This window comes from Pelodictyon phaeoclathratiforme BU-1 (genome assembly GCF_000020645.1).
GTDB classification, from domain to species: Bacteria; Bacteroidota; Chlorobiia; order Chlorobiales; family Chlorobiaceae; genus Chlorobium; species Chlorobium phaeoclathratiforme.
Genome location: NC_011060.1, coordinates 1123370 through 1138392, shown reverse-complemented (window position 1 = coordinate 1138392; position 15023 = coordinate 1123370). Strand labels below are relative to the sequence as shown.

The window sequence follows — 15023 nt, the reverse complement described above, 5'->3', positions numbered from 1 at the left end:
ACATACCATCCTGCAAAGGAAAATAAGTGGCGCACGATGCAACACCTCACTGACAAAAATACCGGGCATCCTCAATGGCTGTTATAGAAAATGTTCCTCATATCGGGGATGTTGTCTGTGCGATTATTGAAAAGGAAGGTTTGTTTCTTGTCGCACAACGTCCCGAAGGGAAGTCGATGGCATCCCTGTGGGAATTTCCCGGCGGCAAGGTAAACCAGAATGAAACGGAAAAAGCTGCCCTGCAAAGAGAACTTCAGGAAGAACTCGGTGTGACGGTGAACATCATTCAGCGCCTGACCCCTTGTTTCCACACCTACCCTGATTTTTCCCTGACGCTTATACCGTACCGATGCCTGTTGTATGGAGAGGAGCCCAGGGCGCTTGAACATCAAGCACTCCGTTGGATAACTCCTTATGAAACAGGCTTGTACAACTTTCCCGATGCCGATGTGCCGATACTCGAAGAGTACCTTGCACAAATCAGATCGTCCTGAAATAGGCTGGAACGTTGAGCAAAAACGGTTAAATCATTCGATCTCCCCCTGTGTTGTCAACACATATACGAAATTTTTACCCGTAATAGCTCAAGAGAAATGACTGAAAAAGTCAAGTACAGGAAGGCCAGTATTCCTTACATGCTTTGGTTTTTCTTTTTACTGTGATACTTTTAAGACATCTGTTTTACAGATTTTTTGTTTTAACCTTAATTACCCCTCGGAGGATCATTATGCGGATTAAATTTTTTCTGATGTTTTTGTTTCTTTTTTCAATCTCTGTTTTTTCTCAAGGATTCGCCGAAGAGAAACCTCGTCTTGGGGTATTGAGATTCACAAACCACACCTCTGCAGGATGGTGGGAAGGGAGTGTGGGAACGGATCTGCAGGATATGCTCATTGCAGAACTGGCATCGACGAACAGTTTTCGAGTACTCGAAAGGAGAGAACTTGACGCTGTTCTCAATGAACAGGATCTGGGTGATTCCGGAAGGGTAAATCCCAGAACAAGGGCACGATTAGGGAAAATTACCGGTGCCAAGTATCTGGTCGCTGCTACACTTTCAGCCTTTGAACAGAACACAAGCGGTGGCGGAGGGGGACTCTCTTTTGGTGGTATCAGTTTGGGAGGCAGGCAGGACAAGGCCTATATGGCTGTCGACCTTAAAGTGATTGATGTTGAAACAGGCGAAATCTATGATGCCCGGACTGTAGAGGCCACATCAAAATCCAGTGGTATCAGCGTAGGTGTACACCGTGGAGGCTTTGGCGGTAACCTTGGCCAGTATCAGAATACTCCTGTAGGGAAAGCAATCAGGGCTTGTATCATGGAAATAGTCGAGTACCTGGAGTGCTCTCTGGTAGAAGGAAAGGATAGTGGTTGCATGGACGAGTATAGATCGAAGGAAAGATCCAGAAGAGAAAAGACCAAAGGTTCAATTCAACTAGATTAACTGACAGTATTGACAAGGGGGCGGCTCATGAAGTACGCCCCCTTGCATCTGCATTGAATGATTGCCCTGCCTGAAACCGCTGATGTTATGAACTTCCGTATTACCAGAATCCATCAGTTACATGACCTCTTTTTATAGTTTTATGGCTGCTTTTTCGATGAGGATTTATCCGGCTCGAATTCAAGTATGACTGAGTTCATGCAGAAGCGCTTTCCCGTTGGAGGCGGCCCATCGTCAAAAACGTGACCAAGATGTGCTTTGCAGCGTCCGCAAACGACCTCTGTCCGCTCCATACCAAAAGAGGAGTCTTTCCGATAGAGAACACTGTTTGGGCGCAGGGTTTCAAAAAAGCTGGGCCAGCCGCAGGTAGTGGCAAATTTGGCGTCGGAGCGAAAAAGCATATTGCCACATGCTGCACAGAAGTAGCTTCCCCGCCCCTCATAATCCCAGTATTTTCCTGAAAATGCCTGCTCGGTTGAACCGTGGCGAGCCACCTCATATACTGCCGGAGAAAGCACCTCCTTCCAGATGGCATCAGAAAGATTGAGGCTGGTTGTATCGGTACGCGAGTAATAGGGATTGGCCGGATGTTGCTTTTCAGTCATGGCTTTGGGTTTTTCAGTTATTGTTGGGGGCGCGGCCCCATTGCATGCCGACAGTGTAACAATAGTCATCAGAATGAAAAGAGTCGTTCGTGCCAGGCGTCGAAATATCTGGTTCACTGCTGATGTTGACACACCAAGCTGACGAGCCGTCTCAGCATATGATAATCCAAACTCCCTGATAAATTTCACCGCGAGTTCCTTTCGCAATGCCGTACACTCATCTCTTTTACTGCCGGACTCCATCAACTGCAATGCAACGCCACATTCTCCGCATCTTTTACGAAGCTCTTCAGCAGCATCCTGACTGAAATTCGACGCTGGTATAAGAGCCTTTACGGAATCATCTGCCTGGTCAAGTATCTCCCTGACAAATGCACTGCTACCGAGAATCCGCTCGTCGCCGAATTGCTTTTCTCCGCGCTGCCTCAGCGATTTCACTTCCGACCACCCTCCGGTTGAACGAATCAGCCCTCCACCGGTTAACTCAGGCTGCTCTCCTTTTCTGCTCTCCGCTTCAACAAAGAGTCGATATGCCTCTCGGGCCATCCCCTCCTTTTCCCCAAAAAAGCGCAGCACAAAGTCGCTCTCCTGCCACTCATGGTTGCACTGCTTCATGATGACCGCATGACCACTCCACCGATGCTGGTCGAGTTCCTCCAGGGAATGCACAATTCCTGCCCTCAACGGGTTAAGATGAATATAGCTGACCAACCGCACAAAGTAGGGCTCCTCCTCACAGACGATCGATTTATATCGGTTTTGAAAGAGATGACCATACCTCTTGTGGCGACGATTGTACACTGTTGCATAGCCACTCAGAAGCTTGCGCATAAATGACGATAAACCCTCCTCACTGCTCTTAAGCAGGATATGGGCGTGATTGATCATCAATGCCCATGCGTAGATCTCCGTGCCTGTTGCTTTTGCCAGCCTGCCCATGCGAAGGACAAATTGATCACGATCGGTGTCATCCATGACGATTCGACACCCCTCAATACCCCGCACCATCACATGATGGAGAGTTCCGGGTGCATCAAGTCTTGCTCCACGCGGCATGTTACCTCCCCTTTTGAGTTGCTGAAAATTATCCGAAATTTAACTAAATATTTGAATAAGTACCAAATATCAACAACGTCCCCCACTTTTTAGAGTGGGATCATCGACGGATTTTTTTGTAGATCTTGTTCAGGATTTTTTCAAAATTAATGACTGATTTTTGGCGCGTCCGGACGGGAATGTCATCACAGGTATCTTCTGGAATGCCGCTCTGAACGGGATAAATGAGGATAAAGCTGTTTTTCTGGAAATACCTGTTGAGATAGAGCGGTATCTTTGCCATCCTGGCGTGATAGGAGATGTTGTTCTTCCGGCTCATGACGATAATAAGGTTATCGTCTTTTTTTATCTCATTTGAGAGCACAAGAAAATCAGCCCACTCCTTGAACATCTTGTACTCGGCATGAACAATGCTCTCTCTATAAGCCTCCTTCAGATAAGCAATAGTCTGACGGGATGCATAGATGACCATCCTGCTGCCGGTGTTTTTTATGATATTGATGACGCTCTGCATCCACAATACAAAACCAACCTCATTTTCTGCTCCTACAGGAATTACGATAATGGTTCGTTTGATGGTGGCAAGGGGCTGAACCGATCTGTAGATAAAAGTGGTGACATTACAGCGTCGGAGAATGCTTTCCGGTGAACTGCCAAAAAAGCTGTCCATGAGGCTCTGCTTATGATGAAGGCCTATAATCAGTTCGTTAATTTTCTGTTCTCTGATAACGCCAGCAATACCATTGAGTATATCGCTGTCATAACGAAGCAAACCCGTCAGCTTGTTATCAGTGGATGATGCGGCAACTGCAGCCTTTTCAAGAATTTTTCCCGCACGTTTTTCCTGCGTCTCATCGGGCATGCTGTTATCGGCGACATGCATGGCATAGATACCCTTGCGGTTTTTGACAGATGTTACGGTTACGCTGAGATTGACCAACTCATCAACCGTGCTGATGTCGTTCATATAAATCAGTATACGCTCATCAGCGGCAAGCACTCCGGGTTCTGGAACATCATCTGCCGCTTCGGCAAGGGCAATGTTCTGCGCCCCTTTCTCCCCAACTATGGTTGCCAGCGTGCAGGTTAGCAGAATAAAGAGAATCGTGCCGTTGAGCACGCTTTCATCGAGCAGTCTGACAGGAGCGCCAGTAATGCTATAGCCAATGATAATATTGTAACCAATCAGGACGGTTGCCAGTGCGAGTGCGGCATGTGCGCTGATCAGTCCAAAAATGAGTCTGCGCTGGTCAAGGGAAAAGCCGAAGAGTTTTTGGGTAATCCAGGCTGAAAGATATTTGGCCACCGTAGCAGCAATGGTGATGACCACAGCAACTTCAATGGTTTCATAACCCTTGAAGAAAGCCTGAATATTGATCAGCATACCAACCCCGATCAGAAAAAAAGGAATAAAGATGGCATTGCCGACAAACTTGATGCGGTTCATGAGCGGTGATGTCCGCGGGATGAGGCGGTTCAGGGCAAGACCTCCAAGAAATGCCCCGATAATAGCCTCAACACCTGCGGCCTCGGCAAGAAAGGCGCTGAAAAAGACCATCGCCAAAACAAAGAGGTACTGTTGCACGCTGTCGTCAAAACGCTTGAAAAACCATCGGGCTATAACGGGAAAGAGCAGGATGACAACCAGACTGAAGAGCGTTATACCGATAAGAAGTCGTATCCAGAATGCGGCAGTCAACTCCCCTTCCGAGAGTCCGACAACAACTGCAAGCACCAGAAGAGCAAGAGTGTCGGTGATAAGTGTGCCACCGATTGCTACATTGACCGCCTTGTTTTTGGCTATGCCAAGCTTGCTGACAACCGGGTAAACAATGAGCGTATGAGAGGCAAAGATACTGCCGATAAGGATGGATGAAAGCAGGGAAAAATGGAGAATATAGAGCGCTACAACAATACCGAGTACAATGGAGATAAGGAAAGTATAAAGTCCAAACAGGATACTTTTGCTGCTGTTTTTGCGAAAATCGGCAACATCTATCTCAAGGCCTGCAAGAAACATGATGTAGAGCAGACCCACCGTACCAAAGAGGATGATACTGCTGTCACGAAGCATCAGATTCAATCCATGAGGGCCAATGAGCGCTCCGGCAAGGATAAGAGTGATCAGGCTTGGAATTTTCAGCCGGCTGAGAAGAAAGGGAGCAAACAGGATGATAAGGAGCAGCAGCGAAAACTGTAATACCGGATTTTTCAAGGGCAGTGATATATCTATCAGGCTCATCAACACCATCGTTTACAATCCAGAAGTTAATCACGGGCCCGTCGGCACTTTTTTGTGAAATATGCATATCTTTTCAGTTGAACACAAACCGGCCGCATCTCTCTTTGGCCTCAACTTCAACAACCCGGCCTCCTGTAACCTTTTTCCTGCAAGAAAACAATGCACTGGATCTATCTGATTATGGCGATTTTGTTTGAAGTATCCGGCACCACCTGCATGAAAATATCTGACGGATTCAGTAAACTTGCACCAACGCTTTTTATCTTTATTTTTTACGGGCTGAGTTTTACCTTTCTTTCGCTGGCGCTCAAGGTACTTCCCATCGCCCTGACCTATGCAATCTGGTCAGGAATTGGAACGGCAGCAATTACCGTTATCGGAGTCATCTGGTTCGGTGAAGGTATAAACGCCATTAAACTCGCATCCCTGCTGCTGATTATTATCGGCGTTGCAGGGTTGCATTTCAGTCAAGAGGTTCACTAACGCATGAAACAGTTGATCAATCCTCTCTATAAAAAAATAGTCGTCAAAGTCGGCACCAACGTCATTACCACAAAAAAAGGCGAACTTGACCTTGAAATTCTCCAGCAGCTTACCACCCAGATTGCGGAACTGCAAAAACAGGGAATTCAGATCATTCTCGTCTCGTCGGGAGCTGTCGGCGCCGGACGCTCGGTGGTCAAACTCTCCGGAACCATCGCGCCGGTTGCGGCCCGCCAGGTACTTTCCTCTACAGGCCAGATCAAACTGATCAGCAGCTACAACGAGCTCTTTGCAAAGCACGGGCTGATCACCGCCCAGATTCTGGTCACCAAGAGCGATTTCAGCGACCGCCTGCACTATCTCAACATGCAGACCTGCTTCAGCTCCCTTCTGCAGCAAAACATAATCCCCGTTGTCAATGAGAACGATGCCGTGTCAGTGACCGAATTGATGTTTACCGACAATGATGAGCTCTCCGGCCTCATTGCATCCATGATGGATGTTGAGGGCTACATCATTCTCTCGCATGTTGATGGCCTTTTTGACATGAAATCAGGCAATGGCACCATCATCCCCATCATTGATCCCTCGACCAAACATTTCCACCAGTATATCAATCCGGGAAAATCAGAATTCGGCAGAGGAGGGATGTTGACCAAGTGCCATATCGCGCAGAAACTCTCCCGTCTCGGCATCACCGTCCATATTGCCAACGGACGCACTCCCGGTATTCTCCTCTCGCTTCTTGAGGGAGAACAGACCGGCACAAAATTTCTGCCGCAAAAGGCAACCCACGGCCCGAAACGGTGGATTGCAAACAGCGAAGGGATGGAAAAGGGAGCGGTCACCGTCAACATGGGCGCTGAAATGGCCCTGGTGGCCGGAGATCGAGCCAACAGCCTGCTGCCGGTCGGTATTGAATCGGTTGAAGGGCGTTTCCTGAAAGGCGACATCATCAAGGTCTGTGCGACGGACGGAACCATCATCGGCTACGGTATGGCGCAATACAGCTCGGAAAAAACAGTTGCAATCATGGGTCTGCAGGATCAGAAACCCCTGATTCATTACGATTACCTCTATATCACCACCTGAATTCTGCCCGACATGAAAGAAACGATAACGAAACAACTCATAGCCGTCCAGCAGGCAAGCAGGGAGATCATCACCCTCACCGACGAAACCATCAACAGCCTGCTCTGCGCCCTTGCCGACAGCATACCATCTCACCAGGAGGCCATTCTCCAGGCAAACCAGAAAGATATCGAACGAATGGATCCGGCTGACCCCATGGTTGACCGGCTGCTGCTGAATGCATCGCGTCTTGATGCCATTGCTGCCGACATCCGTAATGTCGCTTCACTCCCTTCTCCGCTTGATGCACTGCTTGAAGAGCGGGTGCTGCCGAACGGCCTCAACCTGAAAAAAGTGACCGTACCAATAGGCGTGATCGGCATCATCTACGAAGCAAGGCCAAACGTCACCTTCGACGTCTTTGCGCTCTGCCTGAAATCGGGCAATGCAACCGTCCTGAAAGGAGGAAGTGATGCCATGTACTCCAATATTGCCATTGTCGAACTGATCCACTCCGTCCTGAAGCAGCATGGCATCAATCCTGATACCCTCTACCTGCTGCCCGCAGAACGGGAAGCCGCCGCCGTCATGCTCAACGCAGTCGGCTATATCGACATGATTATTCCACGCGGAAGCCAGAAGCTGATCGACTTTGTCCGTAACAACGCAAAGGTTCCGGTCATCGAAACCGGCGCAGGCATTGTGCACACCTATTTCGACAAAAGCGGCGATCTTGACCTCGGCAAGCATATCATCTTCAACGCCAAAACCCGTCGCCCCAGCGTCTGCAACGCCCTTGATACTCTCGTGATCCACCAGGAGCGTCTCGCCGACCTCCCTGCTCTGGTAGAACCGCTTCAGGAAAAACAGGTGATGCTCTTTGCTGATGAGGCCGCCTTTCAGGCACTGCAGGGCTCCTATCCTGACGACCTGCTCCATCAGGCTGAACCGGAACATTTCGGCACCGAATTCCTTTCTCTGAAAATGTCGGTAAAAACGGTTTCCTCCCTTGAAGAAGCGCTGGAGCATATCACCCGCTACAGCTCACGCCACAGCGAAGCCATCATCGCGACTGACCCCGAGACAACGGCAACCTTCCTCAAACGGGTCGATGCCGCCGTGGTCTATGCCAACACCTCAACCGCCTTCACCGACGGCGCACAGTTCGGACTTGGCGCCGAGATCGGCATCAGTACACAGAAGCTCCATGCCAGAGGCCCGATGGCGCTGAAAGAGCTGACAACATATAAATGGATTATTGAAGGAAACGGCCAAACCAGACCAGCATAAATAATGCTTGAAGCAAAAAATATCAGCAAGTCCTACACCCTTCCGGGGAAAAAGAGCATCGAGATCCTCCGCAAAGTCAATCTCACGCTTGGCGAAGGTGAGATGGTGACCGTCATCGGTGCCTCAGGAAGCGGCAAAACAACCTTGCTCAACCTGCTCGGCACCCTCGACACACCCGACAGCGGCGAAATCCTCTTTGACAAGGAAGTTTTGTTCCGGGATAAAAAATACACGCTCTCACAAAAAGCGTTGGCAACGTTCCGGAACCGGAAAATCGGCTTCGTCTTCCAGTTCCACCACCTCCTTTCCGACTTCACCGCCCTCGAAAATGTGGCGATGCCCGAATTCATCGCCACCGGCAAACTGCCGCCCGCAAAAAAAAGGGCCGGAGAGCTGCTTGCAAGCCTTGGCCTCTCGGAGCGGTTCGACCACCTCCCCTCTGAACTCTCCGGTGGTGAACAGCAGCGCGTCGCCATTGCCCGCGCCCTGATGAACAACCCGAAACTGATACTGGCCGACGAACCAAGCGGCAACCTCGACAACCAGAACAGCCGCATTCTCTACGAACTCATGGCCCGCCTGAGCAAGGAGCGCCAAACCTCCTTCGTCATCGTCACCCACAACGAAGAGTACGCCGCCCTCGCCGACCGCTGCCTGCGCATGGCAGATGGGCAGTTGCATCCCTGCGGGGGGTGAAGCGAAAAAACCTGAGACAAAAACATGGATTCAAAAATGCCTGAAATAGCCAGATTTTACGGAATAGTCATTAAATTGTTTTTTGGTGATCACCCACCACCACATTTTCATGCCGTCTATGGAGAACATATTGGATTGTTCAACATCGATACCATGGAAATGATTGAAGGTGATTTACCCGGCAGAGCACGAAAGCTGGTCAATGAATGGGCAACAATGTATCAATCTGAGTTAAAAGAGATGTGGAATAAGCAAGAATTTCACAATCTCCCACCGCTGGATTAGTATGATGAATCATCCAAAAATCATAAGTGCCACAGCAATTGACGATTATTCACTTCTCGTTGAATTTGATAATCATCAGAAGAAAACCTATGACATTAAACCTTTGCTTGAGAAAGAGATGTTTGCTCCCTTAAAAAACGCAGCACTGTTCAGTGCAGTGAAGGTGGATGTGGGTGGTTACGCAGTTATTTGGCAGAAAGATATTGATATTAGCGAGCATGAATTATGGGTTCATGGCGAGACAGCACTGTAAATGGTCGGTTAAGGAGAGAGTATGGATACTGCACGCATTTTGCCATCCGGGCAGAGCCAGGCTATCCGATTGCCCAAGGAGTACCGGTTTAAGGGCACCGATGTTCTTATCAAACATTTCGGTAATGGAGTTTTACTGTTGCCGATTGATAAGTCATGGGCAATGCTTGACACTGCTCTGGAGGAGTTTGAGCCAGGGTTTCAATTGCAGCGAGAGGAGCCTGAAGAGCAGATTCGCGAGGAGATACCAATATCTGCATCTACATCATCAAACCATTGAAAATTGGGCCGCATTATAAACCGCTGCAACCATGCCTGAAAGAGCAACACTGATCGCCAAGGGAACGTACGCTACGAACGGGAAACAAACCTCTCCTGAGAAGCGCTTTATTGAGGTTAACGGCTTTAAGGTTCATTACCGGATGGCTGGCAGCGGAAAGCCGCTCGTGGTACTGCTGCATGGCAGTTTTCTGAGTCTCCGCTCATGGCGCCTCGTATTTGATGAACTGGCGAAAACAACAACGGTCCTGGCCTTCGACCGTCCTGCTTTTGGTTATACCTCACGCCCTCTGCCCTCAAAGGCCACAGGGGTCAGTTACACTCCTGAAGCCCAGAGTGACCTCGTTATCGCACTGATAAAAAAACTTGGTTTCAGCAAAGCGGTGCTGGTTGGCAATTCAACGGGGGGCACCCTGGCGCTTTTGACAGCACTCCGCCATCCGCAGCATGTTGAGGGAGTGGTGCTTGCCGGCGCCATGATTTACAGCGGCTATGCCACCAGTGAAGTTCCTGCCTTCATGAAGCCTGTCATGAAAGCCATGACACCGGTTTTTTCTCGTCTGATGAAATTCCTCATCACCAGACTCTACGACCGTAATATTCGCGGCTTCTGGCACAACAAGGAGCGGTTGGGCGACGCTGTTCTTGCCGAGTTTCGCAGTGACCTGATGCATGGCAACTGGTCGAGAGCCTTTTGGGAGCTTTTTTTGGAAACACATCATCTCCAGTTGGAGAAGCGGCTGAAAACCATGTCGCTGCCATCACTCGTCATTACGGGTGAACACGACTTGACCGTCAAAACAGAGGAGAGCATCCGGCTTGCCCGTGAACTTCCCTGTGCTGAGCTGGTAGTTGTACCCGATTGCGGGCATCTGCCACACGAGGAACAGCCTGAAGCCTTTCTTGTGGCCGTCAGGAAATTTTTGAAAAGAGTCGTTTAGAAAACTCAATAACCTCTGCATGAACGAACCATCAACCCTCCATAAAATGGGGCCGATTACTCTGGCGCCGTCGGTGCTGCCCCGCCACGCTCTGACCTATCTCTATGCGGCTTTCTTTTCTATCGGGCTGGTCACCTTTGTCTCGATCGGTCAGGCTTATATCCTCAACGAGCATCTGAAAATTCCCACTTCGCAGCAGGGAACCATCAGCGGCAATCTGGTTTTCTGGACGGAAGTTGTCACGCTGCTCTTTTTTGTGCCTGCCGGGGTTCTGATGGATCGTATCGGGCGAAAACCGGTCTACAGCGCCGGTTTTTTTCTGCTTGCAGTGGCTTATGCGCTCTATCCGCTTTCACGATCCGTTTTTGATTTAACTCTCTACAGGATGATTTATGCACTCGGTATTGTTGCGGTGACCGGTGCGCTCTCGACGGTGATGATCGACTATCCTGCTGAACGGTCGCGGGGAAAACTGATTGCCATAACCGGATTTCTTAATGGTCTTGGTATTGTGGTGCTGAACAGCTTTTTCGGCGGCTTGCCGATGCAGCTTGTTGCGAAGGGGTTCAGCGGCAGTGATGCCGGGCTCTATACGCATCTTGCCATTGCCGGAGTTGCGCTGGTTTCGGCAGTGGTTGTTGCCTTTGGTCTGAAGGGCGGCACGGAGGTGAGCAAAAAGGATCGTCCTGCTCTTCGCTCTCTTGTTACCAGCGGCATCCGGTGTGCCAAAAATCCGCGCATCCTTCTCTCTTACGCTGCCGCCTTTGTTGCGAGGGGTGATCAATCCATTATCGGCACCTTTCTGCCTTTGTGGGGAACGACTGCTGGAATAGCCATGGGTATGGCGCCTGCCGAAGCGGTCAAAAAGGGAATGATGATTTTTATTATCTCACAGGCTGCGGCACTGCTCTGGGCGCCGGTTATCGGTCCACTTATCGACCGATGGAACCGGGTTACTGCACTGACAATCTGCATGGGACTGGCAAGCATCGGCTATCTTTCGCTGGGGCTGATCAGCAATCCGCATGAACCTGCTTCAATTGTCAATTTCGTGCTCCTCGGCATAGGGCAAATCAGCGCCTTTCTCGGTTCGCAGTCTCTCATCGGACAGGAGGCGCCAAAGGCAGAGCGGGGGTCGGTTATCGGTATGTTCAATATCAGCGGCGCCGTGGGAATCCTTATCATCACGACACTCGGAGGACGATTGTTTGACTCCATGAGCCCGAAGGCACCGTTTATTGTTGTCGGTGCCATCAACTCTCTGGTCATGGTTGCGGGTATCTACGTCCGTATCAAGTTTCCGGGCACAGTACACCTGAACGAACAGCACTGAATCCCGAAAGTGCCATTAACAGGCTGCTATTGTCTGCCGTCCACCCTTCTCCGAATGACTCTATGCGATGTTGCAGAGGGCCAACCGATAGATCAGGCCGACAGAAGCAGGGAACAGATACGCTCAACATCCTCTTCCTTGAGATAAGGGTGCATCGGGAGCGAAAAAATTCGGCTGCTCAGCTCTTCCGAAACGGGATAATCTCCGGCTTTATAGCCGAGAAAATCGTAGGCTTTCTGGAGATGGAGGGGAATCTTGTAATAGATCATCGTTGGAATTCCTTCCTGCTGCAAGGCCTGCATGAGCTGATCCCGCTCAGCAGATGAGGCGGCAAGCAGAGAGTATTGCGCCCATGCAGAGCGGTAGTGTGCTGGAATATGAGGAACGATAAACCGGCCCTGCAGCCTCTCGCTGTAGAGATCGGCTATGCGCTGGCGAGCTTCAAGTTCGTCATCAAAGATGGTGAGCTTTTCGAGCAGCACTGCCGCCTGGATTGAATCAAGCCGTCCGTTGATACCGATACGGTCGTTGCTGTATTTGTCGATACCGCTGCCATGCACCCTGATGGAGCGTAAAAGCGTGTCGAGCTCTTCGTCATCGGTAAAAATCGCCCCCCCATCACCATAGCAGCCAAGTGGCTTGGCCGGAAAAAAAGAGGTTGCTCCAACAAGGCCGAAACTGCCCGCCCTGCGCCCCTTGAAGCTGGCGCCGAAACTTTGGGCAGCATCCTCAAGAATCCAGATTCTGTAAGCATCAGCAACCGCCTGAAGACGATCATAATCCGCTGTCAGACCGAAGAGATCGACGGGGATGAGCGCTTTGGGTTTCAACCCCCGCTGTACAGCATCATCGACAGCATAACCGACAAGATCGGGATCCATGTTGAAGGTGTCGGGCAAGACATCAACAAAGATGGGCGTTGCTCCCGCCAGACTGATCACTTCAGCGGTTGCAACAAAGGTAAAGGGGGTGGTAAGCACGGCATCTCCCGGCCCGACCCCTTTGGCAAGGAGAGGCATGAGCAGGGCGTCGGTTCCTGAGGAGCAAGAGACGCAGTAACGTGAACCAACATAAGAGGCCAGACGTGATTCGAGTTCGGTCACCTCAGGGCCCATGATAAACTGGCCACGATCCAGTATGCCTTCAATGCGATGGAGAAGCGCTGCCCGTATCCGGTCTTTCTGCGAAAGCAGGTCGATAAACTGCATAACTGGTAATGGTTGAGATCTATTAAGACTGTTGGGGTAAAATACAGATTCATTTGATTCTTTTACACCATAAGGGAAATTCTTTCGGAAGAGCTTTTTTTTATGCGCGTAACCACACATTAAAAAAAATTGGTACTCGGTTGGTACAAGAGCGCCAAAGGAGAGTGTGAGAGCCGTGCGGGATGCATGTTTCATAGCTCTCCTCTTGCACGCTATACGATTTTTTATGTATCTATAAGCCAGCTTGCATGTTGCAGATGCAACACAGTAACCAGAAACAGACAATCCAGTCAACGATGAGTTCCTTCTATTTTCTCGGTATCGGAGGTACGGCAATGGCATCCGTTGCCGTCGCACTTTCCCACGCAGGTCATGCCATCAGCGGCTCTGATACGCAGCTCTATCCGCCTATGAGCAGCTATCTTGACGACCATAATATCCGCTATTTCAGCGGTTTTTCCGATTCTAACCTGCAGAGCGCCTCACCGGATTTCGTCATTGTCGGCAATGCGATAAGCCGTGGAAACCCTGAACTCGAATATGCCCTGAACCATCATCTTGAGCTTCTCTCCATGCCGGAGCTGGTTCGACGCCACCTGATCGCCCATAACAGCTCCATTGTGGTGGCGGGCACCCACGGCAAAACAACCACAACCTCTCTTGTCGCCTGGTTGCTTGAACATGGCGGGCTCAAACCGGGATTTCTGGTTGGAGGCATCCCTGAAAACTTTTCTCTTGGCTGCCGGGCTTCAGGGCGCAGTGAAGAGGGCTTTTTTGTGACGGAGGGTGATGAATACGATACCGCCTTTTTCGACAAACGAAGCAAGTTCCTGCTTTACCGCCCCGACATCGCCATCATTAATAATATTGAATTTGATCACGCCGATATTTTCGACTCTCTTGAGGATATCAAACGCAGTTTCAGGCTTTTTGTCAATCTGATCCCCGGTAACGGAACTCTGCTGGTGAATGGTGATGACAAGGTTGCTCTTGAAGTTGCCTCCAGGGCATTTTGCAGGGTTGAGCGGTTTGGTTTGACCAGGGAGTCAGAGTGGAGCGCCTGTAACCTGTCGGCAGACAGCGAGGCATCAACCTTTGACCTTCTCTATCAGGGAACTCTCCTCGGCAGCATCCGCATACCCCTCTTCGGCAACTACAATATCATGAACTCCCTTGCAGCAATTGCTGCAGCAACCCACAGTGGTCTTTCTGTTGAAGCCATCATACGCGCCATGCCTCTCTTTAAGCGCCCGAAACGGCGTATGGAAATTGTCGGCACCTATGCGCATAACATCACACTCGTTGAGGATTTCGCCCATCATCCGACAGCCATCCGGGTAACTCTTGAAGCTCTGGGAGAGCTGTATACCGGAAGACGGATTATTGCCTGTTTTGAACCTCGCTCAAACACTACCACCCGAAACATCTTCCAGCAGGAACTTGCAGAGTGTTTTGGCCCGGCTTCAATTGTTGTCATGGGAATGGTTCATCGGCCTGAACGCTACGGAGCCGAGCAATCACTGAATACCGGACGGCTGAAACAGGAGCTGCAAAATCAGGGAAAGGATGTCTTTCTCGCAGGCGAAAACCCGACCAACTATCCGGCTGATATTGTAGAATTTCTTCACCCGCAACTGAATGAAAATGATGTAGTTGTCCTGCTCAGTAATGGAAGCTTTGGTAACCTGAAAAATCTTTTAACAGAATGTTTAAAAAAAATTCCTGAATAATTCCAGTTGTATATCATATCTTAGGGAGTATTTTTAGCCGCAAAAAAGAACTTTCTGCGGCAATTATTCATCAACAATCAATACTAACGTAGTACAATACCGGAA

General features: G+C 49.9%; 15 protein-coding genes and 1 pseudogene. 12 read left to right on the top strand and 4 right to left on the bottom strand.

From position 1 onward, the window contains the following. Positions 1–74: 74 nt before the first annotated feature. Both PPHA_RS05480 and PPHA_RS05475 read left to right on the top strand, forming a co-directional pair. A complete protein-coding gene (locus tag PPHA_RS05480; protein WP_012507877.1) occupies positions 75–494 on the top strand; it encodes a (deoxy)nucleoside triphosphate pyrophosphohydrolase in 420 nt (139 codons plus the stop codon). A gap of 326 nt (positions 495–820) precedes the next feature. Further along, positions 821–1447, top strand: a complete 627-nt coding sequence (locus PPHA_RS05475; protein ID WP_397233782.1) for a CsgG/HfaB family protein — start codon at positions 821–823, stop codon at positions 1445–1447. A 140-nt stretch (positions 1448–1587) separates the two neighbouring features. On the opposite strand, the gene msrB is transcribed toward PPHA_RS05475, so the two are convergent. The 3 genes and pseudogenes from msrB to PPHA_RS05465 all read right to left on the bottom strand — a co-directional run bounded on the left by msrB (position 1588) and on the right by PPHA_RS05465 (position 5359). Continuing rightward, positions 1588–2052, bottom strand: a complete 465-nt coding sequence (gene msrB, locus PPHA_RS16745; protein ID WP_150085785.1) for a peptide-methionine (R)-S-oxide reductase MsrB — start codon at positions 2050–2052, stop codon at positions 1588–1590. A 753-nt stretch (positions 2053–2805) separates the two neighbouring features. Further along, a pseudogene (locus tag PPHA_RS16740) lies at positions 2806–2991 on the bottom strand (transposase); the annotation flags it as partial. 217 nt (positions 2992–3208) lie between these two features. After that, positions 3209–5359 carry a cation:proton antiporter gene (locus tag PPHA_RS05465; RefSeq protein ID WP_012507874.1) on the bottom strand — a complete coding sequence of 717 codons (2151 nt, stop codon included), beginning with the start codon at positions 5357–5359 and terminating at the stop codon, positions 3209–3211. Between the two features lie 150 nt (positions 5360–5509). On the opposite strand from PPHA_RS05465, the gene PPHA_RS05460 reads away from it, so the two are divergent. From PPHA_RS05460 to PPHA_RS05420, 9 genes are read left to right on the top strand one after another with little or no spacing between them, the layout of a single operon-like run. After that, a complete protein-coding gene (locus tag PPHA_RS05460; RefSeq protein ID WP_012507873.1) occupies positions 5510–5833 on the top strand; it encodes a DMT family transporter in 324 nt (107 codons plus the stop codon). 3 nt (positions 5834–5836) lie between these two features. Continuing rightward, positions 5837–6925, top strand: coding sequence for a glutamate 5-kinase (gene proB / locus PPHA_RS05455; RefSeq protein ID WP_012507872.1), 1089 nt, complete (start codon positions 5837–5839; stop codon positions 6923–6925). A 12-nt stretch (positions 6926–6937) separates the two neighbouring features. Further along, positions 6938–8194 carry a glutamate-5-semialdehyde dehydrogenase gene (locus PPHA_RS05450; protein WP_012507871.1) on the top strand — a complete coding sequence of 419 codons (1257 nt, stop codon included), beginning with the start codon at positions 6938–6940 and terminating at the stop codon, positions 8192–8194. A 3-nt stretch (positions 8195–8197) separates the two neighbouring features. Continuing rightward, entirely contained in the window at positions 8198–8890 is a 693-nt protein-coding gene (locus tag PPHA_RS05445) for an ABC transporter ATP-binding protein (protein WP_012507870.1), read from the top strand. A 36-nt stretch (positions 8891–8926) separates the two neighbouring features. Next, entirely contained in the window at positions 8927–9175 is a 249-nt protein-coding gene (locus tag PPHA_RS05440; RefSeq protein WP_041526447.1) for a DUF4160 domain-containing protein, read from the top strand. Position 9176: 1 nt separating this feature from the next. Then, positions 9177–9428, top strand: a complete 252-nt coding sequence (locus PPHA_RS05435; protein WP_012507868.1) for a DUF2442 domain-containing protein — start codon at positions 9177–9179, stop codon at positions 9426–9428. A gap of 21 nt (positions 9429–9449) precedes the next feature. Continuing rightward, entirely contained in the window at positions 9450–9707 is a 258-nt protein-coding gene (locus PPHA_RS05430; protein ID WP_012507867.1) for an antitoxin, read from the top strand. A gap of 31 nt (positions 9708–9738) precedes the next feature. Further along, positions 9739–10647 (top strand): alpha/beta fold hydrolase, encoded by a 909-nt coding sequence (locus PPHA_RS05425; RefSeq protein ID WP_012507866.1) that lies wholly within the window; start codon positions 9739–9741, stop codon positions 10645–10647. A gap of 19 nt (positions 10648–10666) precedes the next feature. Continuing rightward, complete coding sequence (locus PPHA_RS05420) at positions 10667–11980, top strand: MFS transporter (protein WP_012507865.1); 1314 nt, start codon at positions 10667–10669, stop codon at positions 11978–11980. Between the two features lie 92 nt (positions 11981–12072). On the opposite strand, the gene PPHA_RS05415 is transcribed toward PPHA_RS05420, so the two are convergent. Further along, complete coding sequence (locus PPHA_RS05415) at positions 12073–13188, bottom strand: DegT/DnrJ/EryC1/StrS family aminotransferase (RefSeq protein WP_041526446.1); 1116 nt, start codon at positions 13186–13188, stop codon at positions 12073–12075. A 296-nt stretch (positions 13189–13484) separates the two neighbouring features. On the opposite strand from PPHA_RS05415, the gene mpl reads away from it, so the two are divergent. Further along, positions 13485–14918, top strand: a complete 1434-nt coding sequence (gene mpl / locus PPHA_RS05410; RefSeq protein WP_041526445.1) for a UDP-N-acetylmuramate:L-alanyl-gamma-D-glutamyl-meso-diaminopimelate ligase — start codon at positions 13485–13487, stop codon at positions 14916–14918. The last annotated feature ends 105 nt before the right edge of the window (positions 14919–15023 follow it).

Coding starts and splice junctions, on each gene's coding strand:
- PPHA_RS05480 (WP_012507877.1), top strand. CDS start 75: ATGGCTGTTATAGAAAATGTTCCTCATATCGGGGATGTTGTCTGTGCG.
- msrB (WP_150085785.1), bottom strand. CDS start 2,052: ATGACTGAAAAGCAACATCCGGCCAATCCCTATTACTCGCGTACCGAT.
- PPHA_RS05465 (WP_012507874.1), bottom strand. CDS start 5,359: ATGGTGTTGATGAGCCTGATAGATATATCACTGCCCTTGAAAAATCCG.
- PPHA_RS05460 (WP_012507873.1), top strand. CDS start 5,510: ATGCACTGGATCTATCTGATTATGGCGATTTTGTTTGAAGTATCCGGC.
- proB (WP_012507872.1), top strand. CDS start 5,837: ATGAAACAGTTGATCAATCCTCTCTATAAAAAAATAGTCGTCAAAGTC.
- PPHA_RS05450 (WP_012507871.1), top strand. CDS start 6,938: ATGAAAGAAACGATAACGAAACAACTCATAGCCGTCCAGCAGGCAAGC.
- PPHA_RS05445 (WP_012507870.1), top strand. CDS start 8,198: ATGCTTGAAGCAAAAAATATCAGCAAGTCCTACACCCTTCCGGGGAAA.
- PPHA_RS05440 (WP_041526447.1), top strand. CDS start 8,927: ATGCCTGAAATAGCCAGATTTTACGGAATAGTCATTAAATTGTTTTTT.
- PPHA_RS05435 (WP_012507868.1), top strand. CDS start 9,177: ATGATGAATCATCCAAAAATCATAAGTGCCACAGCAATTGACGATTAT.
- PPHA_RS05430 (WP_012507867.1), top strand. CDS start 9,450: ATGGATACTGCACGCATTTTGCCATCCGGGCAGAGCCAGGCTATCCGA.
- PPHA_RS05425 (WP_012507866.1), top strand. CDS start 9,739: ATGCCTGAAAGAGCAACACTGATCGCCAAGGGAACGTACGCTACGAAC.
- PPHA_RS05420 (WP_012507865.1), top strand. CDS start 10,667: ATGAACGAACCATCAACCCTCCATAAAATGGGGCCGATTACTCTGGCG.
- PPHA_RS05415 (WP_041526446.1), bottom strand. CDS start 13,188: ATGCAGTTTATCGACCTGCTTTCGCAGAAAGACCGGATACGGGCAGCG.
- mpl (WP_041526445.1), top strand. CDS start 13,485: ATGAGTTCCTTCTATTTTCTCGGTATCGGAGGTACGGCAATGGCATCC.